Source organism: Candidatus Taylorbacteria bacterium, assembly GCA_039934295.1.
Classification (GTDB): Bacteria; Patescibacteriota; Minisyncoccia; order Phycocordibacterales; family HO2-43-120; genus HO2-43-120.
Genome location: JBDTMN010000014.1, coordinates 1 through 23019, shown reverse-complemented (window position 1 = coordinate 23019; position 23019 = coordinate 1). Strand labels below are relative to the sequence as shown.

24 protein-coding genes and 1 tRNA gene are annotated in these 23019 nt (G+C 44.5%); 18 read left to right on the top strand and 7 right to left on the bottom strand.

Annotated features, from left to right (window positions below; genetic code table 11):
- Nucleotides 1-195: 195 nt before the first annotated feature.
- Nucleotides 196-597 (bottom strand): hypothetical protein, encoded by a 402-nt coding sequence (locus tag ABI430_04315; GenBank protein MEO8638095.1) that lies wholly within the window; start codon nt 595-597, stop codon nt 196-198.
- Between the two features lie 304 nt (nt 598-901).
- Between ABI430_04315 and ABI430_04310 the strand changes: the two genes are divergently transcribed.
- Together ABI430_04310 and ABI430_04305 are read left to right on the top strand one after the other, a co-directional pair.
- A complete protein-coding gene (locus ABI430_04310) occupies nt 902-1786 on the top strand; it encodes a hypothetical protein (GenBank protein ID MEO8638094.1) in 885 nt (294 codons plus the stop codon).
- Nucleotides 1787-1968: 182 nt separating this feature from the next.
- A complete protein-coding gene (locus ABI430_04305; GenBank protein ID MEO8638093.1) occupies nt 1969-2436 on the top strand; it encodes a type II secretion system protein in 468 nt (155 codons plus the stop codon).
- Between the two features lie 64 nt (nt 2437-2500).
- Here ABI430_04305 and ABI430_04300 read toward each other — a convergent pair whose 3' ends face one another.
- Entirely contained in the window at nt 2501-3913 is a 1413-nt protein-coding gene (locus tag ABI430_04300) for a Mur ligase family protein (GenBank protein ID MEO8638092.1), read from the bottom strand.
- Nucleotides 3914-3976: 63 nt separating this feature from the next.
- Between ABI430_04300 and ABI430_04295 the strand changes: the two genes are divergently transcribed.
- From ABI430_04295 to ABI430_04270, 6 genes are all read left to right on the top strand, one after another.
- Nucleotides 3977-4675, top strand: a complete 699-nt coding sequence (locus ABI430_04295; GenBank protein MEO8638091.1) for a hypothetical protein — start codon at nt 3977-3979, stop codon at nt 4673-4675.
- Nucleotides 4676-4765: 90 nt separating this feature from the next.
- The gene (locus ABI430_04290; GenBank protein MEO8638090.1) at nt 4766-5191 is read left to right on the top strand and encodes a hypothetical protein; all 426 of its coding nucleotides are present in this window, start codon (nt 4766-4768) and stop codon (nt 5189-5191) included.
- A gap of 329 nt (nt 5192-5520) precedes the next feature.
- Complete coding sequence (gene secA / locus ABI430_04285; GenBank protein ID MEO8638089.1) at nt 5521-8118, top strand: preprotein translocase subunit SecA; 2598 nt, start codon at nt 5521-5523, stop codon at nt 8116-8118.
- A gap of 112 nt (nt 8119-8230) precedes the next feature.
- A complete protein-coding gene (locus ABI430_04280) occupies nt 8231-8986 on the top strand; it encodes an ABC transporter ATP-binding protein (GenBank protein MEO8638088.1) in 756 nt (251 codons plus the stop codon).
- A gap of 74 nt (nt 8987-9060) precedes the next feature.
- Entirely contained in the window at nt 9061-9849 is a 789-nt protein-coding gene (locus tag ABI430_04275; GenBank protein MEO8638087.1) for an ABC transporter permease, read from the top strand.
- A gap of 209 nt (nt 9850-10058) precedes the next feature.
- Nucleotides 10059-10847, top strand: coding sequence for a DUF817 domain-containing protein (locus ABI430_04270; GenBank protein MEO8638086.1), 789 nt, complete (start codon nt 10059-10061; stop codon nt 10845-10847).
- 45 nt (nt 10848-10892) lie between these two features.
- On the opposite strand, the gene ABI430_04265 is transcribed toward ABI430_04270, so the two are convergent.
- Entirely contained in the window at nt 10893-11282 is a 390-nt protein-coding gene (locus ABI430_04265) for a hypothetical protein (GenBank protein MEO8638085.1), read from the bottom strand.
- A 111-nt stretch (nt 11283-11393) separates the two neighbouring features.
- Between ABI430_04265 and ABI430_04260 the strand changes: the two genes are divergently transcribed.
- From ABI430_04260 to ABI430_04240, 5 genes are all read left to right on the top strand, one after another.
- On the top strand, nt 11394-12512 hold the full coding sequence (locus tag ABI430_04260) for a phospholipase D-like domain-containing protein (protein MEO8638084.1): 1119 nt from the start codon (nt 11394-11396) through the stop codon (nt 12510-12512).
- Between the two features lie 31 nt (nt 12513-12543).
- Nucleotides 12544-12972: a hypothetical protein gene (locus ABI430_04255; protein MEO8638083.1), complete on the top strand. Its 429-nt coding sequence runs from the start codon at nt 12544-12546 to the stop codon at nt 12970-12972.
- A 5-nt stretch (nt 12973-12977) separates the two neighbouring features.
- Entirely contained in the window at nt 12978-14030 is a 1053-nt protein-coding gene (locus tag ABI430_04250) for an AI-2E family transporter (protein MEO8638082.1), read from the top strand.
- A 442-nt stretch (nt 14031-14472) separates the two neighbouring features.
- Entirely contained in the window at nt 14473-14856 is a 384-nt protein-coding gene (locus tag ABI430_04245) for a septum formation initiator family protein (GenBank protein ID MEO8638081.1), read from the top strand.
- A gap of 15 nt (nt 14857-14871) precedes the next feature.
- Nucleotides 14872-14942, top strand: a tRNA-Gly gene (locus tag ABI430_04240).
- Between the two features lie 106 nt (nt 14943-15048).
- Here the strand turns inward: ABI430_04240 and ABI430_04235 are convergent.
- Nucleotides 15049-15834: a hypothetical protein gene (locus ABI430_04235; GenBank protein ID MEO8638080.1), complete on the bottom strand. Its 786-nt coding sequence runs from the start codon at nt 15832-15834 to the stop codon at nt 15049-15051.
- Nucleotides 15835-15991: 157 nt separating this feature from the next.
- Complete coding sequence (locus tag ABI430_04230) at nt 15992-16384, bottom strand: hypothetical protein (GenBank protein MEO8638079.1); 393 nt, start codon at nt 16382-16384, stop codon at nt 15992-15994.
- A gap of 110 nt (nt 16385-16494) precedes the next feature.
- Here ABI430_04230 and ABI430_04225 point away from each other — a divergent pair, with 110 nt between their 5' ends.
- The 4 genes from ABI430_04225 to ABI430_04210 all read left to right on the top strand — a co-directional run bounded on the left by ABI430_04225 (nt 16495) and on the right by ABI430_04210 (nt 19504).
- Entirely contained in the window at nt 16495-17238 is a 744-nt protein-coding gene (locus ABI430_04225) for a prolyl oligopeptidase family serine peptidase (protein ID MEO8638078.1), read from the top strand.
- Between the two features lie 74 nt (nt 17239-17312).
- Nucleotides 17313-18530, top strand: coding sequence for an aminopeptidase (locus tag ABI430_04220; GenBank protein ID MEO8638077.1), 1218 nt, complete (start codon nt 17313-17315; stop codon nt 18528-18530).
- Nucleotides 18531-18537: 7 nt separating this feature from the next.
- Entirely contained in the window at nt 18538-19074 is a 537-nt protein-coding gene (locus ABI430_04215; protein ID MEO8638076.1) for a DUF4202 family protein, read from the top strand.
- Between the two features lie 238 nt (nt 19075-19312).
- Nucleotides 19313-19504 (top strand): DUF1059 domain-containing protein, encoded by a 192-nt coding sequence (locus tag ABI430_04210; protein MEO8638075.1) that lies wholly within the window; start codon nt 19313-19315, stop codon nt 19502-19504.
- Nucleotides 19505-19558: 54 nt separating this feature from the next.
- Here the strand turns inward: ABI430_04210 and ABI430_04205 are convergent, their stop codons facing one another.
- Together ABI430_04205 and ABI430_04200 are read right to left on the bottom strand one after the other, a co-directional pair.
- On the bottom strand, nt 19559-20821 hold the full coding sequence (locus ABI430_04205; GenBank protein ID MEO8638074.1) for an FAD-dependent oxidoreductase: 1263 nt from the start codon (nt 20819-20821) through the stop codon (nt 19559-19561).
- An 81-nt stretch (nt 20822-20902) separates the two neighbouring features.
- Nucleotides 20903-21592: a type I 3-dehydroquinate dehydratase gene (locus tag ABI430_04200; GenBank protein ID MEO8638073.1), complete on the bottom strand. Its 690-nt coding sequence runs from the start codon at nt 21590-21592 to the stop codon at nt 20903-20905.
- A 104-nt stretch (nt 21593-21696) separates the two neighbouring features.
- Here ABI430_04200 and ABI430_04195 point away from each other — a divergent pair.
- Nucleotides 21697-23019: hypothetical protein (locus ABI430_04195; protein ID MEO8638072.1), on the top strand; the 1323-nt coding region annotated here is incomplete at its 3' end.

Genomic DNA, 23019 nt, shown 5'->3' with positions numbered 1-23019 from the left:
TATTTCCGAAAATTTTGCTCTTACGTCTAAGAGAACTTCTATTATTTCGGTGGAAAATGACAGACTTCTCCACTAACGGGCCATTCTTCCAGCAAGGCCCGACCTTGATAATGATATTTGTGGAAAATTATATATAAAAAAACCCGCCAGCGAATCGAGGGGTGACTCCTGATTCGGGCGGGTTGGTGAAGTCGTTCAAGCGAGCAGGGGATCTTCGGGTTGCTCGTAGGTTATCGCGAGCCCCCTGCAGATTATTTGCAAACGCACGATCATTTTCTTGTGGGTTTCCACAACCTGTACTTCAAGTTCGGGGATTGTCATCGCCGTAATCTGTTGTTGGTGGAACTCCAAGATTACCTCGTGCAGGCGACGGAACATCTGCGCGTCCGGTTCCTCCGGCAGGTTGGCGAGGTTTTTCGTCAGATGTTCGTGTAAAATAAGCGCAAGGATGATATGTATTCCCGACGAACCGGCAGGATCACTTGCGGAGAACTTTGACACTGTGAACCCCAGTTCAGGCACCGTGTGTTCTTTCAGTTGAGCGCTCTCGGGTACATCCGAATAGGCAACCGATTCGATAATTTCACTTTTTTTCATAGGTTTCCGCTTGTCGTTTTTGTTTCTCTCCTTTTTTTGCCTGCACTACTCAAAGTTCATAAGTGAGCTTTGAGGACACTGTCATATGACACTAAAAATAGATTAGCACGAGGACAGCAGTTTGTCAATGGTCAGTAATGGTTATAGGTAATGTGCATCCACATATGGCGGTTTTCTCGGCTGCCTCAAAGCCCCCACCTCGATTTTTTCAATGCGAGTGAGAACAGTGAACTTGCAATATGTGTATAGATGTGGTACAGTAAAAAAAGTGATTTAAAGAACCGTAGTCAAAGAGCTCACGCTCTTGCAAAAAAACAATTTTACACAGGAGGTTCATTTGAAAAACAAAAAGAGTTTACCGACTAAGCCTTTGGCGAGAGAAAACTCAAGGCACTTGGGGCTAAGAGTTAGAATCGCGATATTTGTCGCTTCATTCGGACTGGTTTTGTTGGTTGCGTGGGTGAAAACCACTTTTACGACATCGCCGCAGAATGCTACCGGCGTTGAGGATGATGAGGAATACATTATCCGTAAGGTCTCAAAGGACCCGCTCAAAAGCAGATTCACGCCGGTTCTCATCTACCGAGTTCTCGGTGGAGAAACTGGGACGTTTGCCGGAAGCGGGTCACTGTTTGCGGGAAGCCATGGCATTCAAGTCATAACCGCGGAGCATTTGTTCGGCAAAAAACTGGGAGACCAGATATTTGCTGTGAGAAAGCTCCGACCGTATGAGACTGACGCTACTCACGGCATTGAGAGCATACTAAATACCGGCTCGCAGATTGCAGATGTGGGAGGACAATCGCCAGACATCATCGTGCTCAAAGCGGGTCAGGCGAAAACCATCCGTTGCTTCTCCGAGGAAACGCTTGATTTAAGGACGTCTCCGATGGAATTGCATCGGATTGACCAAACAATAATCCTTACATCGCTCGTAAGCGACGAAAAAGTCAGGGTACTCGGAACTGCGATGAGTCTCCGCGACGGAAAAGGTGTTCAATATTCTGTTTTGGAATACGCGTCCAATTCAGGAGAAAGCGGAACTGGTTTCGTCGACGAGGATGACAATCTTTTTGTTCTTAAAGGATCGGCGACTGGCGATGGTAACCTGGTCGAAAAGTCAATCCAGAAGTTCTTTGGAACGACGAGAAAGATGAGCATAGCTTACGGGTCGATTAAAATTCGATAACGCTCTTCGAGGTCAAACGGCAATCAGAAATGGTGGCCGTTTTTTTATAGGAACTAGGCCTCCAGCAAGTAGGCCTCCATCAAGGCCCGACCTTGATATTTTGTCCTGTCCTATGCAATAAAAATCGGGTGTGATACTGTTATCGGTAGTTTTTTCGAACCATTATTCACTAACGATTTTTTATGAAAAGAAAATATAGGGAGAGAAAATCATCTGGTTTTACATTAATCGAAATTCTTGTCGTCATTGGGATTATTGCAGTTCTAGCGGGAGTGGTTTTGATAGCGGTCAATCCCGGGAGGCAATTCAAACTTGCTCGCGATTCGCAGAGGACAGCGAACGTGAACGCGATTTTAAATGCAGTCGGTCAGAACATAGCCGAAAATAAAGGGCAATTTAAATGTAACGGAACGGTTACAACAATTCCGAACTCGCCAAAAATTATTACATCCGACACTTCCACAGGAGTTGATTTCCGTCACTGCATCGTGCCCGACTATATCTCTGAAATTCCCTATGACCCGACGGAGGGCTCCTTTGTGAGCGGTTCCAACTATAATACTGCGTATGTTATATCAAAAGATGCGAACGGAAGGATTACCGCAAGTTCGACGGGGGAGATTTCCCCTTCAATTTCGGTTACTCGATGACAAATCTTGTCAGGAGACTACCCCCTATAAGGTTTTTTTATGTCTTCTTTTCTTGAATCACGAATCATGATTCTTGAATCTGCCCTATCAATTCCACTATCATCCCTCGGAAACTGTGAGAGCCGAGAAAGACAATGCAATCTCCGGGTCTCGCTGTCTCTTTGAGATGCTTTACAAGTTTATCGTCGCTTTCGATGTAGGTGCTTTTCGGATGAGTTTGGGAAATAATTTTCGCCAGTTCACTACCTTGTAACGGCAAATTGAAAGCTTTCGAAGAGTCGATTTTGGATTTGATTGAGCTTAATTTCGGGATAATGATTTCGTAGGCATCTTTGAAAGCGTGAGCATATTGTGGCAAAGAGGAACGCTCACGCCCTCCTTGGTTTGGTTCAAAGACAGCATAAATATTTCCCGAATATATTTCTTTGAGCGTGCTCAAAACGGCTTTTGCCTTTTGCGGAGAATGGGCGATGTCGTCTATTACCGTTATCTCTCCCCCATATCTTTTTTCGATTCGACGTTTGAGCCCCTTGAAATTCGCAATGGACACGACTATTGTGTCCCGGTTGATTCCACACAGAAGAGCCATCGCAAATGCTCCGCTAATATTCTCTGCCTGAAAAGCTCCGAGCATCGGGGAGCGGATAGCGAATTTTTCCCCGCCCATTTCTATGACGAAAGAGATTCCCTCTTTGCCTGATTTCACATCTGTATACCGGTAGTCGCCATCGGATTTCCCATACGTTATTATTTTAGCTCCTTCCGCTTTTTGGCAGATTTCCGTGGCCTTGAGGTCATCTCTGCATGCGACGATGACGCTTTTTTTCCCCATTTTTTCAATCAGTTTCTCGAATGCCCTGAAATATAATTCTGGAGTCGAATACACATCCGCATGGTCCCAGAAAATTGATGTCATGAGAAGGTGAGTAGGATGGTAGTGGAGAAATTTCGCCACATTGTCTGTCTGCGAGCCCGTGTATTCATCGCCCTCGAGGATGCTCCAATCGCCCTCGGACAATTTTGCCGATTCATTTTGAGAACGAGAGAGACCTCCAAACATGTAGGTCGGATTTTTTCCCGCTTCTTCGAAGATGAATGAGAGGAGGGCGCTTGTTGTTGTTTTTCCCCATGTGCCGGCGCAGACAAGCGAATTTGCGCGTAGAAAATATTTTTCGATGATTTCAGGATACGAGAAAATTGGAATGTTATGCTCTCTTGCAAAAATCATTTCGGGATTCTTCGAGCTTTTTCCGCTTCCGCCGATCATGACCATATCCGGAGTGCCATTTTGAGTCATTTTTTCGGGGTGCCAGCCGGCATAGAAAGGGATGCTCGCTTTTTCGAGCGCGTCGGAGACAGGAGGAAAAAAACCTTTATCGCTTCCGGTGACTTTCCATCCGACATTTGTAAGCGCAATAGCGATTGCGCTTGTCGCTACTCCCGCAATGCCGACAACATGAATATGTTTTTTTTCCATTTGGACATCATACCTTAATTCGCTTGTTTTGTAATATATTTTCCAAAAAGGTACTATGGGCTCATGAATAAAGACAAAGTGAGGATTCTAGCCGTTTGTGTGGCCATTTTTGCTCTAGCATGCACCGGCATTTATTTGGGCTACGTTACTCGGCCGGGGGCAGATGAAATTGTCTCGAAAATTGACGCCCTGCAGTTGAGCATCGCGGACGAATCAGAAAAAACGCCCGCGCAGATTGTTCAGGCACTAAGCCCGAAAGATGAGCAGTTTATCGATAAAATCATAAACGGCTCTCATCGCCTAAACCCGAACGAATTATATGAATTTTCAAACGGCGTGCACTATTTCAAAAACGGCCCGTGTGGACCAGATTCATCATCGGAAGAAACGCTCAAAAAATGCCCGACATCCTCGCGTTATCCGGACAGCAATTTTGCGGTGACGATTGATAAGAAAAACATTGCTCTTGGAGATGTGGACACGGATGGGGCGAGAGACGCGGGGGTCATTTTGGGAGAAAGGTATGGAGGCACGGGATATTTTGTAAAGCTCGCTATATTCAGGAATGACGAAGAGAATCCTATTTTTGTAACAGCGAAAGATTTGGGTGACCGCGTCAAGGTGGAATCAATCGAGATTAAAAACGGATTGATTGAGCTCCATCTTCTTACCCATGATTCCGGAGAGCCCCTGTGTTGCGCAAGCACTCCTAAAACAGTTCTGTATGAATTTGTGGAAGGCACTCTGCTTGAAAGAGAGTAATTTTTCCGTTGACTATTGTTGCATATCATTTACTATACTTGAAGAAAAATTTGTCAACACTATACAGCGGTCAGAAAGAACAAACAAAAAATGAACACACCTCCCTCTACCGAGCTTGCAGTGTGGCTTGAAGAAGTCATGAGCGGAAAATGCGATTCGCCAAACGCTCCCATTACTGTTGTCGAGGACAACGAGACAGTCATTGGGACTTTACAAAGTCCGAAAGCAAGAGCCTTCTATTCGAGGCGGCAAGATGTCATAGCTCAAATTGGAAGCTTGACGAAAGAAGGGAAACCAACTACCAAAAAGGGTAAGGAACAATTCGCCAATGCGATCGTGCCTTTGAAGAGTGAGTTTGAAATTCTTTCGAGACTCTTTTGGCTGTATCTACAGCATGAGTTTCCCCAATCACGGTTGCCTATGGTCGAAGCGGCTATTCGAAAAGATTGGTCGGTGGTCACCTGCAAGTCCAAAGGTCCGGACATTAGCCAAATCGTCCGAGACTTTTTCGGGTAGTTTGGCATTGCGGGAACTCAAACAGCTTAGTCTAAAAAGACAGGCTGTTTTTTTCTGGTATTTTTTGAGCAGGAGCGAATAAGTTCGCATTAGTCCTGCCTTTGAGCGACCATGTCTTCCTTCACTCATTTTCGTTCTTTCTGCGAAGATGAGTGAAGGAAGGGGGAAAGGGGTCGGGGAAACGGGAGTTACCGTGGAGGAAAGCAGTGAGTCTTCGAGCGTTGAGAACCAAGTGGTTCTCAAAATAAAAATCTGCTCGACAGACTTCTTAGAGCTTAGCTCTAGGCAAAGTACGAGCGGATTTTTATTTTTTATGTTACCATGACAAAATGAAATTTTTGAAGACGCTTTTGGGAGACCACAACGAAAAAACATTGAAAAAACACAGGCCGAGTGCAGAAACAATCAATGCCCTTGAGCCGGAAGTGAAAGCTCTAAAAGACGAGGAATTTAAGGAAAAGACGGCGAAGTTCAAAGAACGAATCCAAAAAGGAGAAACGCTGGAAGACATTCTGCCGGAAGCATTTGCCCTGGTCAGGGAGGCCTCGATACGAACACTTGGTCAGAGGCATTTTGACGTCCAGCTTCTTGGAGGAATGATTCTGCACAATAGAGGTATTGCGGAGATGCGAACGGGAGAAGGGAAAACACTTGTCGCGACGTTGCCCGCGTATTTGAATGCTCTCGAAGGAAAAGGGGTGCACATTATTACTGTCAATGATTACCTCTCTCGGAGAGACGCGGTGTGGATGGGGCAGATATACGACTTTTTGGGATTAAGTGTTGGAGTCATTAATCATGAGTCTTCGTTTTTATATGACCCGGCGCATAGGCAGATTCAAGATTCAAGAATCATGAATCATGAATCAGAAAAAACCGAGAATAGAACGGAAGAAAAATCTGGGAATGATACACTGGACAAAGAACGCGACCAGTTGGGTTCTTTCCACGTGGTGCATGAATTTTTGAGGCCGTGCACGAGACGAGAAGCGTATGAAGCGGATATCACCTACGGCACCAACAACGAGTACGGCTTCGATTACCTGCGCGACAATATCGAATACGACCAAAAAAATCTGCGACAAAGAGATTACCACTACGCAATCGTCGACGAAATCGACTCGATTCTGATTGATGAAGCCAGGACGCCTCTCATTATTTCAGCGCCGACGTCCGAATCAGAAAATCTCTATGCCCAGTTTTCAAAGGTAGCCGAGAAAATGAAAAAGGATGAGGACTTTACCGTGGACGAAAAATTTAAAGCCATCACTTTGACGGATGCGGGAATCGAGAAAGCGGAGAACATTTTGGGCGTGGGCAATATTTATACCGAAAAAGGCATCAAGTATGTTCATCACTTGGAAACTGCCGTTCGGGCGAAAGCGCTTTTTGAACTGAATAAAGAATACGTTGTCAAAGATGGCGAGATTATTATTGTGGACGAATTTACTGGTCGTCTCCAGCCGGGCAGACGTTGGTCCGAAGGATTGCATCAGGCAATAGAGGCGAAAGAAGGAGTGTCGGTGCAGAAAGAATCTCGCACCTACGCCTCCATTACATTTCAAAATTATTTTCGTCTCTACGGGAAGCTTGCCGGCATGACCGGAACTGCCGTGACGAGCAAGGAAGAATTTTACAAAGTGTACGGGCTCGACACCGTGGCCGTGCCCACCAATGTCATGATTCAGCGAGCCGACCACAACGACCTGATTTTCCAGACCGAGAGAGGGAAATTCAAGGCAATCGCGAAAAAAGTAAAGGAGCTGAACGAGAAGGGTCAGCCGATTTTGATTGGGACAGTTTCTATTGAAAAAAATGAAATGTTGAGCGAGTATTTGTCGCGGGAAGGTGTGAAGCACGAGCTTTTGAACGCCAAAAATCACGAGCGGGAAGGAGAGCTCATTGCGCAGGCGGGGAAATTTAGGGGTGTAACTGTTGCCACGAACATCGCGGGCCGAGGAGTGGACATCAAGCTCGGTGGCAATCCTGCAACCTCGGAAGAGTATGAAAAAGTGAAAGGCCAGGGCGGACTATTCGTGCTGGGAACTGAAAGGCATGAAGCGCGCAGAATAGACAATCAGCTTCGGGGGAGGTCGGGAAGACAAGGGGACCCGGGCGAAACGCAATTTTTCGTGTCTCTTGAGGACAGCTTGATGCGGGTGTTTGCATCGGATATGATGAAAAAAATGATGGGGAAGCTCGGAGTTGCGGAAGATGAGCCGATAGAAAACAGAATTATTACTCGCTCGCTTGAAACTGCCCAGACTAAGATAGAAGGATTTCATTTCGATTCACGAAAAAATGTTTTGGAATTCGACGATGTGCTGAACATCCAGCGAAAAGCCGTGTACGAGAGAAGAAAAAATATTCTGACTGGAGACATTATTGAGCTTAAAATCGAAGTAGAGGATTTGGTAGGAGATGTCGAAGAAATGAAGAAAAAAATCGAGGAGCGGATGAAACTCGTGGGGGAGTCGGAATTTTATAGCGCCGTCCGGAGGCTCTTTTTACAGACCATCGACATGTTTTGGGTGGAGCACTTGGAAATGATGGACTACATGCGCGGGTCAGTGAATCTTCGCGCATACGGCCAGAGAGACCCTTTAGTTGAATACAAAAAGGAGGGCTTGAAACTTTTTAAGGACATGCAGGAGGGCATAAATCGCCAGATTCTTGAAATGCTTCCGAATATCGGCGCCCACGCCTTTCTAAAAGAAGAAGCAGAGCTTATAGAAACCCAGAAAAAAATGAAACTTATTTCGGACAATGGTGGCGAAGGCGAGGCTCCGAAATCAAAGCCGATTGTATCTCAAAATGCTCCGGGGAGAAACGACCCGTGCCCGTGCGGAGCTATTAATCCCGCAACAGGAAACATCTACAAATACAAACAATGTGGGATGATAAACGCTCCTCACCACAAGGGCTAGCGAAGTCTAGGTCAAACTCTATTTTGGCGCTGTGGAGGAAGCGGAAAAAAATAAGTATAGGGGAGAGATGAAAAAAATTGGAAATTTTCAGTTGGTATAGTATTCTGTACCAATGCCGATTATCGAAGTTAAAAATTTAGTCAAAGATTTTGGAGACACACGGGCGGTAGACGGCCTGTCTTTTTCGATTGAGGAGGGGAAAATTACGGGTCTTTTGGGTCCGAACGGGGCAGGGAAGACGACGACCATTCAGATGCTTTTGGACCTGGTAACGCCCACGTCCGGGACAATCAGCATTTTTGGTCTAGACATGAAGCATTACAGGGAAGAAATTTTAAGCAAGGTCAATTTTTCGTCGCCCTATGTGGCGTTGCCGGGAAGTTTGAAGGTGTGGGAGAATTTGAAGACGTTTGCTCGGCTCTATGGAGTAAAAAATATCAATCAGAAAATCGAAGAACTTTCAGATTTCTTCGAAATCCGCGAGTTCCTCCCGAAGATGACCTCCGCGCTCTCCACTGGCCAGCTCACCCGCCTCAATCTCACGAAAGCCCTTTTAAACGACCCAAAGCTCCTGCTTTTGGACGAGCCGACTTCTTCCTTGGACCCCGACATCGCGGACAAGACGAGGCAAATGCTTCTTCGCATCCAGAGAGAAAAAGGAGTTTCAATTCTCTACACTTCGCACAACATGGCGGAAGTTGAGGAGATTTGCGAGAGGGTTATATTTATCAATCACGGCAAGCTCGAAGACCAGGGGACGCCGAAAGAGCTGGTGGCAAAATATGGTCGAAAGGATTTGAATGATGTTTTTTTGGCAATAGCCAGAGAAAGTACGAAATCCGAAATTCGAAATCCGAAAAATAGCTAATTTAAAAAATGTTTGAAAATAATAGTTTAGAATTTTTTCGAATTTCGTGCTTCGAATTTCGAATTTAAACACTTATGAAATTTCATCGCATAAATGCCCTTCTCATGCGCCATCTCTACCTCTTTCAGAGGAGTTTTCCGCGCATTATGGATATTTTTTTCTGGCCAGTGCTCGAGCTTTTTGTGTGGGGATTTTTAAGTATGTATCTGCAAAAGCTCAATTTTACAGGCGTAAATATAGTAACCATTCTTTTGGGCGCGATTATTTTTTGGGACTTGCTGAATCAGGCTCAAAAAGCCGTCTCGGTGTCATTTCTCGAGGATGTTTGGGATAAAAACTTTCTCAATATTTTCGTTTCGCCTCTTCGCATCAGCGAATTTTTATCCGCCACGGCTCTCATTGCCATCATCAAGATGGCAGTCATCAGCGTCGTCATGGGAATTCTTGCTTTTTTTCTATACCATTTCAATATATTTCAGTTTGGATTTTATCTTATTCCTTTCGCTCTGAATCTTCTTATTTTTGGTTTCAGTCTTGGACTCTTTACGACTGCGGTCATTTTGCGCTACGGAACGGCGGCGCAGATTCTTGCTTTCGGTTTTATTATTCTCATTCAGCCCTTTAGCGCGGTCTTTTATCCTGTTTCCGCTCTTCCGATTTATCTTCAGCATGTGGCGTATCTTCTCCCATCTACCTATGTTTTTGAAGGCATGAGAACTGTTGCCGCCACCGGCGTTCTTCCAATTCGTGACCTTCTGCTTGCCTTCGGAGCGAACGCGGTTTACCTCGTCGTCATTCTCTGGTTTTTCTACCGCATGTTTGCGCTAGTGAAAGTGAAAGGAAGATTGATGAAGTTAGATTGACGCTCGGTATGTTCTTTTGGAGAATCAGAAAGGAAACCCAGCAGTTTCCTTTCTTCGTCCTCGGCGCATTTTTTGTGTCAGAACACAAAACCATGCAAATGCGCCTGCGAATGTTCTCCAAAAGAAATGCCTCGCTCTGTTGTCTAAGAGAACTTTTGCGTCTTTCTTGCGTTACATGTAATACGTTGCAGATAACAATGCTTCGAAGTATGAACAGTCTCCCACATTTTCTCAAAGAATTTCTGATATTCGGACTCAAGCAGGCCAGAAGCTGTATTTTTGCCGGGTCTTTTTTTGTTGTACTTTTTCTTTCTAACCACATTCCGCTTTTCGGCCTCCCTCGGTATGATTTTTTGTTTCTCGCGGCTCTTCTCATCCAGCTCATTCTGTATCTAACAAAGTTGGAAACAAAAGACGAGGTAAAAGTTATTTTTCTTTTTCATATAATTGGCTTGGTTTTAGAACTCTATAAAACTAATCCAAGCATTGGCTCGTGGAGTTATCCTGAATTTGGCTATTTCAAAATAGCGACCGTTCCTCTCTATAGCGGGTTTATGTACGCCGCAATCGGCAGTTATATAAGCCAGGCATATAAAATTTTTAAGTTGAAGCTTGTTAACTACACAAAATACGGATGGAGCGTGGTTCTTTGCGTTCTCATTTATGTCAATTTTTTCACCAATCATTTTGTGTATGATATCCGCTGGTTTTTAATCCCGGCGGTTTTCATTTTCTTTTCCGGGATAAAAGTGCATTTCACAGTTATTAAAGAGGAAAGGAAAATATCTCTTTCCCTTTCCTTCATTCTTATCGCTTTCTTTATCTGGATTGCCGAAAATATTTCCACCTATCTCGGGGCCTGGAAATACCCCGATCAAATCCACGTGTGGAAGGTGGTATCGGCCAATAAAGTCACCTCATGGTTCCTAATGGTAATAATCAGTTTCATTATTGTCGCGTACCTGAAACACTTCAAGAGAGATATTTTAAAAAAATAGAATGTATCCACCGACGTTTTTCAAGGAATTTTCGCGCTGTATACTCTAAGTCAGTTTTTTTCGGATTATTTTTGCAATTAGCCAACCTATGATGAGTATGACTCCCACAATGACCGTCATTTTTAACCCAGAGCTTCTGTAAACAAATATTAGTGCAACGGGTAATAGCAACCAAGTGATAAAAGTCCTCAATCTGCCGTAATCAGTCAATATTTTAGTTTGAGTGTCCAATTCCTGACGAGAACTTTTTGAAATTAACGGAATAAATAGAGCCCACACAATTATCAATAGTACCAATCCTATTAATACAAGAGGTGACGCTTTCTGAAAGGTTGTTGCACCGGTTATAACAAGAATAGTAAGAACCAAAATAAAAGCCACAAAAGCGTATATTGTGAATTTTGTCAGTCGCTCGGCTTGTTTTCTGGGTTCCATGAAGTTAAGTATAGCAGAATGTAAGACTTGAGGAAAATTTTTGAATAATCCCACCATTCTTTTCTTACGTTACAAGTTACATGTTACACGTTACAATAATGCCTACAGACTATGATAGGAAATACTCTAACTAATATTGAAGGGAAAAAGCCAGATATCACCCCAGTAACTAAGTGGCATTTTTATCTTTGCGCCGAAGACGCGTGGAAGGCAATGAGCGAGGCGTGCGAGAGAGCGACACGCCGGATTGATTTCGAGCAATTTATTTTTCTTCCCGACGCCATCGGCTCTCAATTTGCCGAGATGTTCATTCGTAAATCAAAGCAAGGAATAAAAGTCCGGCTTCTCATTGACTCGGGAGGTAGCTACGCTTTTTATAATTCGGCTCTTTCGGAGAAAATGGAAAAGGAGGGCGTGGAAATAGAATTTTACAACAAAATCAGCCCGCTCCGTTTGCACAATTTGAGACTTTGGTTTTTTCGCGACCACCGCAAGCTCCTCACCGTTGACGGGAAAATAGGATTTGTCGGCGGAGTGGGCATCGCTGACTCAATGTTTGGCTGGAGGGATACTCATCTGGAAATTACGGGGGATATTGTCAAAGAAATGGAGAATAATTTTGAGAGGATGTGGAAAATAACTATTGCCGAAAAATTCACCCCTTTTCCCGCGTCCATTGCGACTAAAGATGGATTTGCGTTTGTTACCAATGCTCCGCACAATCGGGAGCGTCACATCTACCGAAGAATCGTCTCGGCAATCAGGAGCGCGAAGCGATATGTCTACATTACAACTCCCTACTTTATTCCGGACACTAGGCTCTTTAGGGCTTTGCGACATGCGGCGAGGCGCGGAGTTGATGTGAGAATTCTCGTGCCGAAAAATTCGGACCATCCGTTTGTTGACTGGGCATCGCATTTTCATTTTAATAAGGCATTCCGTTCCAAAATTCGGATATGGCTCTATACTACTATGCTCCATTCGAAGTCTATCGTCATAGATGACAATTGGGCAACAATCGGGAGCATGAATCTGGATAACTACAGCCTCTTTTTCAATTATGAAGCGAATATTGTCTCCGAGGACGGAAAATTCTCTGAAGAAATTCGGGGCCACTTCGAGCGTGATTTGGCACAAACTCGAGAGCTCACCGCGGACCTATGGAAGATGAGAGGGTGGCATCAGAAGGTTTTGGAATTTATATCAACGCCGTTTGCCCGTTTTTTGTGAAATTGGGATGATTAGGATATACTATAGGGGCATGCTAAAAAAGACTCTTCAATTTTTCGATAAGCTGGAAGACAAAGTCAGGGAAGCATTGAGCCGGAGACCCGTGGTCTACACCCTTATCGGAGGAGTGGCTATCGTCCTCTTTTGGCGGGGGGTGTGGATGACAGCGGATTTGTTTCCCTTTTTAACCGGACCGGTTTCTATTCTTATAAGCGTCACTGTCCTCTTATTAACTGGACTTTTCGTATCTTTCTTCGTAGGAGACGTCATTATTATTTCCGGGCTTAAAAAAGAAAAAAAGCTTATTGAGAAAACAGAGAGCGAAATCAAGGCAGACGTGACTACTTTGAAAGAAATTAAAGAAAAAATTGACATCACTCAAACAGATGTAAAAAAAGATGCCGAAATTCTCCAAGAAATAAAAGACGAAATGGAAGAAATTAAGGAATCAATAAAATAAATCCAATGCAAAGCAAAAAACTTCAAATAAACTTTTTTTACGCGCTGCTTCTTGCGGTAACAGGATTAGTCTTTTTTATTTTCATGCCGTTTTTGAAGGTTCTTTTTCTTGCTGCGGTGTTCGCCGTCGTCTTTTACCCTGTCTACAAAAAATTATTATCTTTGTTCACATTCAAAGGGGGTGACTCTCTTTCGAGTTTCGTGACGGTTCTTATCGTCCTCTTTGTCATCCTCATTCCTTTTGCCGGTATGAGCATCCTGATTTTCAATGAAGTCGGCAATGTATATTACTATCTTGTTCGGGGCGGGGGTGGGAGCTCGCTTCTGTTGTTTCTTACTCAAGCGGGAAGTTATGTGAACAGTATTTTTCCCGCTGGTGTAGTTCCTCCGATCACCGTAGAGGGTATTCAGAGCTATGCAGGCCAAGCATATGGATGGATTTTTACTCACTTCCAAGCCCTTTTTTCAAGCGCCTTTAAAATAGTGGTTGGCACTTTCATCATGATATTCGCTCTTTTCTTTTTCCTAAGGGACGGCCAAAAATTCAAAGATGTCTTGATTTCCCTTAGCCCCCTCACTGATGAAGACGATCGAGGGATTTTAGAAAAAATGCGAGTTGCAATCAACTCGGTCATTAAGGGTTCGCTTCTCGTCGCTCTCTCGCAAGGTATCATGGCTACCATCGGATTTCTCATTTTCGGCGTCCCCTCGGCAATTCTTTGGGGGACGGCGGCCGTGTTTTCTGCAATGATTCCATCAATCGGCACCTCTCTTGTGATCATGCCCGCAGTCTTGTTCCTCTATTTTACCAAGGGGCTTACACCCGCGATTGGGCTTGCCATTTGGGGGGCGATATTCGTGGGTCTCATTGATAACATTCTCGGGCCTTTAATCTTGAAAAGAGGAATTAAGATTCATCCCTTTTTCATTCTCCTCTCCGTGCTTGGAGGTTTGGCCTTCTTTGGGCCGATTGGCTTTCTCGCGGGGCCGGTCATTTTGAGTCTCTTGTTTGCTCTTGTGCATATATTTCCTCGAGTTACCGACCAGGCAAACAAATAATACGAACTACCCGCCCGTACCGAATGGAACGTTCGGGCAGGCCCGCCCGTGGGAATGATACGTTCGGGCGGGCGAAAATACGGTAGAGAAAAAACGGATTCCATTTCGCCTCTATTTGCGTTTTAAAACCAATCCATTTTTATCTGAAGATGGGAGTATAAAGGGCAATCATGCTTACAATGATAAGCACACAGACGACGCCCCATAAGAAATTCAACTTTTTTTTATGTTTTCGATCAAAAAGCATAGTATAATGCACTAATGGTAGCAGTAATTCCTAAAAGGGCAAGGGAAATACTAATCCACGAACCCGTCCGACCGGGCCATTTGGGCGGATTCACGCAAATGCCACAAATAAAGCTTTAGACTACTCGCTAGGACTTCCGAATGGATTTTATTCGCGGCATTCGTTTCTTATTCGCAGATTCGTATTCTGTTCTGTATGAAGGAGTTCAAAAAAAAGAAAAAATTGAAAAGCATTTTGTATTCGCGGGTAAGCATTGTTTTGCTTCTCATCCTTTTTTTCTTTATCGCCCGCTCGACGTACGAAGTGTGGGGGAAACAGAGTGAAAGTCAGGGGAAAAAAAATCAAGCTCAAACCGAGCTCGAAAAACTCAAAGCAAGGCAAGAGGAGCTTTCAGGAGAAATTTCCCGTCTCAAAACGCCGGAAGGAATAGAAGAGGAAATTCGGGAGAAATTTAAAATGGCGAAGGAGAATGAAAATATGGCTATCATTGTGGATACGGAAGAAAAGAAACCTGCTCCCGTTGAGAAGGTTGGATTTTTTGAAGGCCTTGTCAATTCAGTTAAACAATTTCTGCCTTAATCGGAATTGAGTTTCGCGGGATTGGTTTAGTGGTAGAACGTGTGCTTCCCAAGCATAAGGCGGGGTTTCGATTACCCCATCCCGCACCGCAGAAATAGTGAAAACAGAAAACCGCCGAGCGCGTAAGCGCTCGGTGGTTTTCATTTTTTTATTTAGTTAAGACCTGAAATGTGAGTGAGAAGAATACTCGGCTTAGTATTCGTAGGTGTCATATCCGTATGAGTCATAGGACATGTCGCAACCGCAGTTATCGTACCCTCCGTCCAAATTACTGTAACCAGAGAGGTCGCTTCCACCCGATAAATCGCTATATCCGGAAAGATCGCTTCCACCACGAAGGTCACTATTTCCGCGCAGGTCGCTTCTTCCTCGAAGATCGCTTCCACCACGCAAATCGCTACTTCCACGAAGGTTACTTTGTCCGCGAAGGTCGCTTCCCCCTCGTAAATCACTGTTTCCCGCAAGATTGCTTCCACCACGAAGGTCGCTTCCTCCGGATACGTCGCTGTTACCTTCAAGATTGCTTCTTCCGCTCAAGTTGCTACCGCCTCGAAGGTCGCTTCTGCCTCGAAGATCGCTTCCACCACGAAGGTCGCTGTTTCCGCGAAGGTCACTATAACCGGTGAGGTCGCTATTTCCACTAAGGTCGCTTCCACCAGTCAAATTGCTTTTTCCGGTAAGGTCGCTTCCTCCACTGAGATTGCTCTCGTGGTTGCTTTCAGAATTCGGACAATCAGGGTCCGCGTAGTCTGTAAGTCCGTCGAGGTCATTGTCGATGCCGTCAAAACATTTTGGGCAGTCAATGTCGTTTAGGTCTATGAAGCCGTCATGGTCGTTGTCGATGCCGTCAAAACATTGTGCGTAGAAAGGATAGGGAGTCCTATCGTCCTTTACTTCCGCGACAGTAAATGCCGGGAATATGAAAGCCGGGCTCAAAAGAAAGAGAATCATTAATTTTGCAAATATATTGTTTTTCATGATTTTATTGATTAGGTGTATATTATACCATATAACAGCTATAAAAGTCAATCCCCCCAGCCGTCCGACAGGTGGCGTGACTCAACCCCTAGGGCAAGGTCTCATATATGAAGCTCCGCCTCGATATTTTGGGGCTGTCGTGAAAAGAAAAGCCGACTTAAAGCCGGCTTGGAAGAAGTGCTTGACTTATCAATCTCCACCCAGCTTGCACTATAACCTGTATGCTCGGAGTCTTTATCAGGGCAACGTTATTGCCCAAACATCCAGAATCTCCCAGAGAGAGGTCATTTGCAATCAAAATAATCGGTGAGGGAGAAGAAAGATGGTCAGCAATTCTTACTGTCTCAACAAATCTGATTGAAGTCGCAGCAGTCTCAAGGCAAAGAATAATCAGATTGAAGAACGTCTCTCGGGTGTGGCAGTGACCCTCGGAGTGGTGAGCGCAAATGATTTTGTGCTTCGGAAAAAAAGGAGCGATGCGATCTCGAATCAATACCGCCACTAGAACGTGAGGATATCCGACAATCAGGATTGGGCGTTTTTTGTTCATGTGACTTCGGTGTTCAACTTTCATAGTTATACTCTTAAAAACATTTTAGTCAATGTGGAGGGAATGTAAAAGTGGCAAATATCCGCCAAGATTGCTATATTGACTCGTGTATGATGATTTTACGAACAAAATTTAAGGGCGAAATCATATCCGAATTTTTGCCCCCTCAAAAGCCTTCTTCTCGTGTGGCTATTCTTTGCTTCGGAATGCCGGGGATGCCGAAAAACAAGGAACTCATGACATTTTTTTCAAAAAAGGGTTTTTGGGTATTTCTGCCCCGATATCGGGGTAGCTGGGAGAGTGGAGGCGAGTTTTTGGAGCAGTCGCCACACGAGGATATCGTAGATGTAATTCTCGGACTGCGCACTGGATTTCAAGATTTTTGGAGCGGAAAAAAGCACAAGATTAAAAACCCCGAGGTGTATCTTTTCGGCTCGAGCTTTGGAGGTCCTGCGGCTATTCTTGCTTCCTCTCACCCGCTTGTAAAGTATGTCGTGTGCTCGTGTCCGGTGATTGATTGGAAAAGTCCGAGTAAGGAAGAGCCGTTAAACAAACTGGGAAAATTTGTGCGCGAGGCATTTGGCGAGGGTTACCGATTTCCCATGAAAAATTGGAACAAACTTTCAACCGGAAAATTCTACAATCCAATTGCGAAAGCTTCGGAAATTTCCGGCAAAAAACTGCTCCTCATTCACGCCAAAGACGACAGGGTAGTGTCTTTCAAGCCGACAGTAAAGTTTGCTAAACTCACAGACTCCAAACTCATCCTTCTCCCCAAAGGCGGCCACATCGGAAGTAAAATCTTTATGGACCCAAAAATGTGGAAGACGGTAAAAAAACACTTGAAAATCTAGACTAAGATTTTGGCAAAAACATTTCAGCATTTAAAAATTTGCCACGGGGTACATAAACGGATAAGATAAGAAATATGCAATATTCGCCCCCACAGAAAATTTTGGAAAAATACGCTGATGTGCTGGTGAACTTTGCGCTCGGAGGAGGCAAAGGGATACAGAAAGGCGAGGTTGTCCATATCATGGCGTACGAGTGCACAAAGCCCTTGTATGCGGAACTGCGAAAAGCTGTCTGGAAATCGGGCGGACACGTCATCTCCGATTACCGCGCCGACTATGAGATGAAGCACATGATTGACCGAGATTTCTATCTCCACGCAAGCGATGAACAGCTTAAATTTTTTCCCGCAAAATATCTTCGCGGGCTTATTGACGAGATTGACCACTCGCTTTTTGTGTTGAGCGATACCGACATGCACGTGCTTGAAGGAATTCCTCCCCAAAAAATGATGATGAGAGGGGAATCCCTGAAGCCATTCCACGAGTGGAAAAATGAAAAGGAAAATAAGGGAAAATTCACCTGGACGATAGGGCTCTTCGGAACGGAAGCGATGGCCCGCGAAGCAGGGCTTTCCCTCAAGGATTATTGGGAGCAAATCATTGAGGCCTGTTTTCTGAACGACAAAGATCCGATTGCAAAATGGAAAAAACTGTATCGCGATTTGGAGAGCTATCGGGTCAAACTCAACAATTTGAAAATTGAAAAACTGCACGTCGTCGGTCCCGATGCAGATTTGTGGGTGAAGCTCGGAGAAAAACGCGCTTGGATGGGAGGAAGCGGGAGGAACATTCCGAGCTTCGAGCTTTTTACTTCTCCCGACTGGAGGGGAACGGAGGGCTGGATTCGGTTCAATCAACCACTCTATCGCTACGGCACTTTGGTGGAAGGGATAGAGCTTGAATTTAAAGGCGGGAGAGTGGTGAAATCGAGCGCTCGCAAAAATGAAAAAGTTTTGCAGGAAATGATTGCGACTCGAAATGCCGACAAAGTGGGGGAGTTCTCTTTGACCGACCGCAGATTTTCCCGAATCGACACATTCATGGCGAATACGCTGTTTGATGAAAATATCGGAGGTCCGCATGGCAACACTCACATCGCCCTTGGAAACGCCTATCACGATTGCTTTGAAGGCGACCCGAGCAAAAATTCCAAAAAGGAATGGGCGCGTTTGGGTTACAACGATTCGTCCGTGCATACGGATGTTATTTCCACTGCGCCACGGACGGTTACCGCGTATGATAAGAAAGGAAAGGGGAAAGTGATTTATAAAGACGGGCAGTTCATTATATAAAGTGGCTATGGACCTATTTGACAGAGTAGTTTTATTTGTAAACGATGCATTCAAAGGAAAGCAGATTGTCCATTTTGAGCGGACAGTATATTGGTTTGAGAAATTTTCGCCAAAGTTTTCCGAGGCGCATAAAATTGCGGCGTATGCGCATGATATCGAACGGGCTTTCCGCGACGAAGGTAAAAAAGCGCCCGAAAATTATTTAGACGCTGATTTTCTCAAATATCATCAGGAAAAAGGGGCAGAAATAATTGCTGAATTTCTCCGAAAAAAACACGCTCCGGAATCTACAATAAAAAAAGTTGTTCAACTTGTGAGTAAGCACGAAGTAGGCGGGAATGCCGAACAAAACGCGCTCATGGACGCTGATTCAGTGAGTTTTTTCGAAACGAATGCCGAAATGTTTGTGACTCAAAAAGCTCCAATAGAAGGAAACAAAAAAGTGAAAGAAAAACTTGATTGGATGTTTAATCGCATTTCATCTCGCGAAGCAAAAGCTGATGCAAGGCAAAATTTTGAGAAATGGATGAATATGCTCAAATAACCTCTTGTAAAGCGTGGTATTCTCTGTTGTTATTACGCCATTATTTTCGAGACCAGTTCTAGTTGCCAAGTTTTCTTGCTGGAGCTAGAATACAGGCGTGGTCGTTTTATCAACCAAAGAAGATAAACACTATGAATAATCCAAAGCTCAACAACCCCAAGGTAAACAACCCAAAGGTTAGCAATCCTAAGTAGATAAAAGTGGATGAAAGAATTTATCAATACAATAGAGAACATGTATGAAAAAACTTGCATGCACGGATATTGACCCAGGGTCAGAATGTCACTACGAAGCAACTGGGGAGACTACAGCAGAAGCGGCGGGCAAAATGATCTCTCACGCCAAGAAAGCCCATGCGGACAAGCTCTCGGGTATGAACATGTCGGACGCGGACATGATGAAAATGTTCGAATCCAAGGTTCACGAATAGAAACTGAAAAAGAAAAACGCGACTCCGTGGATTAAACCGCGGAGTCGCGTTTTGCTAGATTTCTTTTTTTCGATAAACAAAAGAATTTTTGAGAGCCCCGTGGATAAATTCGAGCGTGAAATCAATTCCTTTGTACGACATCGCTTTTAAGTTACTTTTTCGGCTGGCAGAATAGAGCTCGGAATATGGATTGGTCTTATTTAAAATTTGGTCGCTAATAATGCGACCCGCGATGGCGCTATATGTCATTCCGTTTCCGGAAAAACCGGTGGCATAAAATATGTTTTTCTTTTTTAACGGCCCTATAAAAGCCAGTCCGTCAACCGGCTCTGAAATGGGTCCCTCCCATTTCCGCACAATTGTATATCTTGAGTTTCCGAGAAGGTTTTTAATAAACTCAAGGAGCGCCTGATAATTTTTGGAGGCGTCAACGGCAAACTGCGACCGATGATCTTCTCCTCCCACAATCAGCCTGTCTTTCCCGTCCCCTCGGTCCACTCTAAAATAATGGTAGGGATTTTTGCCGTCGAGATACGTGCCATCTTTAAAAATTCCCGCTTCTATTTCCGCCTCTATGACATACGATGTGTACTGCCCCTTGTTGAAAAATAGTTTTTTATCGAACGGAGAATAGGTCGCGACAATTACGCTTCCCGCTTTTATATCTCCGCTCGCAGTTTTCAAGCTGAAAGGCCCATCACCGGCTATTTCAGTTACTTCGGTTTTTTCGTATATTTTTGCGCCCTTTTGCGAAGCAATGCCCACAAGCGCGGACAGATATTTCATGGGATGAAATTTTGCCTGGTTCGGGACCTCCAGGTATCCCGAGTTTGCGAAGCCAAGTTTGCCGTCCGTTTTGAATTCAGCTGAAATACCTGAATCTCGCAATACTTTCCCTTCTTTTTTAAGATGCCCATTCTCTTTTTCACTTCTTGCATATTCAAAGAAGGGGCATCGCGCAAATTCGCAATCAATTTTGTTTTCCCCAACAATTTTTTCAACCGCGCTTATTGCATCGGCGTGCGATTGAAAAATTAACTTTGTTTTTTCTTTGCCGTACATGGCAACGAGTTTAGAGGGGTCCGTATCTATCATCTGAGTAAGGAATGCCGTGGTTACCCCTGTCGCTCCGAAACCGATTTTATTTTTTTCAACAAGAGCGACTTTTTTCCCGGCTGAGGTCAAAAGATAAGCGCAAAGCATGCCGGTAATGCCTCCGCCCACGATAGCGACATCTGTTTCGATTGAGCCCTCCAAAGCTTCGTAGCCGGGAATTTCAACTCCAACATCCCATGTTGTGCCTTCTTCTATTTTCATCATTTCAGTATATCACGCACAAAATTTTTTCTGAAAGGCAGATAAAAAGCCGAAGACGCAGTCTTCGGCTTGCAGGGAGCGTTATAGTTCGCGTAATAAGTTTTTGAAACAAGTCGCTTTCCATTGGCCTCTCACTCTCGGCTCATCGATTGACCCATAGTTTAAGACAGAGCCTAAACGAGCGAAAAGCAATCGCGAGACTTTCCCCAATTCCCCTATGCTCATGAGGCTCATTTTCATCGAGCTCATTGAGGAGCTTTTCGCCATAAGGAGCCATCGTAACAGATACACCAAATCTTTGGGCGAGGCGACCGCAACGACCTTGAAGACATCGCATTTGTGAGCCGTTGCAACTTTCAACAGCTCAACTAACTGGCTTTCTGTCTGCATGTCCACAAGATTGTGATTGGAGCCAATGATGCCCACTTTTCGACTTCTTGCCTCCTTGATGACGTCAGCAAACAAATTCATTTGAGCAAGTTCGATGTCGATGAGACTAGCGCGGGGTAGAAGCAATCGGAAGATTTCCCTCCTACGCTTAATGGTGATTTTGGAAAAACCTCCTTCACTCTTGTCTCGCACCGTGAGGATGATTGGGACGGACAATCGCTTCACCATTTTTTCAAGAGTCTCCATATTTTTGAATCCATCGGCTCTGATCTCGACTACGTCAACATCAGTAATACGGAAGTGCTGTGCTTTTCGGAGCTCCGTCTCGTTGGTTGCGACGGCAACGACGTTTGGTTTGGAAAGGTCAATTTTGGTTTTCATAACGGGGTCTGGCACATTTCTATCACGGATAAAGCCTTTTGTCTATGTATTTTTACGTATTTTCCGAGTTACAAGTGACGTCGTTTATGCTATGATTTTTCGATATGCTTTCAAAATCTATAAGCGAGTTAATCAAAAAATCATCCATAAAGGACAACACTGAAGACGCAAGAGAGAGTGAGGCGGTGCTGGAGATAAATCAGCTGGTTACGAAGACTGCCACATTTTACGAGAAAGTCCGATATTTGGTTGATTATAAAGAAGAGCACACTATACGGAGAAGCGCTATCGAGCGTATTTTGCGTAGGAAATTATTTATTGAGAGCCGGGAGAATGTGGGACTTTCGCTCATCGCCGAGCTTGTCGGGGGCCAGTACATCGCGGAGAAGTATCATACGGAAGGGACGGGCCGGCTCATTGATCGGATCATCAATAAATTTTTGATTTTGTATAGCCACGTCGAACATTCCCCGCGGTCGAGGAAGAAAATTCACAGTCTCGCCGCATCCGAAATTGATTATTATCTCGATTCCTACGCTCATCAGATTGACACGTTCACGGTGGAAGCTTTTTGTGAACGAGTCCGGCCTCATATAACTGTGAACATTCGTTTAGAAAAGGACGAATTGGATATAGCCCTCTATGCGGCTTGCAGGAGAAATCTTCTTGGCTCCGACGACCAAATGCTCATGTTTTCTCTCTGGAGAAAGTTCGTGCCCGAGTGGCAAAATATCCGCGATGACGAGATTCCGAAGCTTGCGGAGAGATTTGAAGCTCTCGTCGAAAAAATAGATCACTCGATTCGAAGCCCGCTTCAATGGCAGATAGCTCAAAAGCTAAAAAATGAGACGGTGTATTTTCTCATTATCCGGGAAATCGTTCGGCAGTATGGGGCGCTTTCCGAAGGAGTGTTCGCCAAAGAGGATGAGCTCGATGCTTATGTAAAAAATTTCCTTGAGAAAATATATAAAAAAGAAAATGAGAAAATTCGCTCCCGAGGAATCCGCGCCGTGATCTATCTTTTTTTGACCAAGATCTTGATTGCTATTGCGTTTGAGTTGCCCTATGAATTTTTCGTGCTCGGCGAATCGTGGACTTTGCCACTCACAATCAACATCATTTTTCCGCCCGTGCTTCTCTTTCTTTTGACACGGGGTGTGAAGACTCTTGATGTCCAAAATACCGGAGCAGTTATTCAGGGCATGCACGAAATTGTCTATAGTGACGGTATGAAGCCGATTCTTATCGGCAAGTCAATGGCAAAACAAGGGTTGACCGCGATTTTCATGATTATGTATGTTATTTTTATTGCAGTTATTTTCGGTCTTTTGATCTCCCTTCTCGAGGTCTTCAAGTTCAATCTGGTAAGCATCGTGGTCTTTATTTTCTTTTTGACGCTTGTTTCTTACTTTGCATTCCGAATCCGA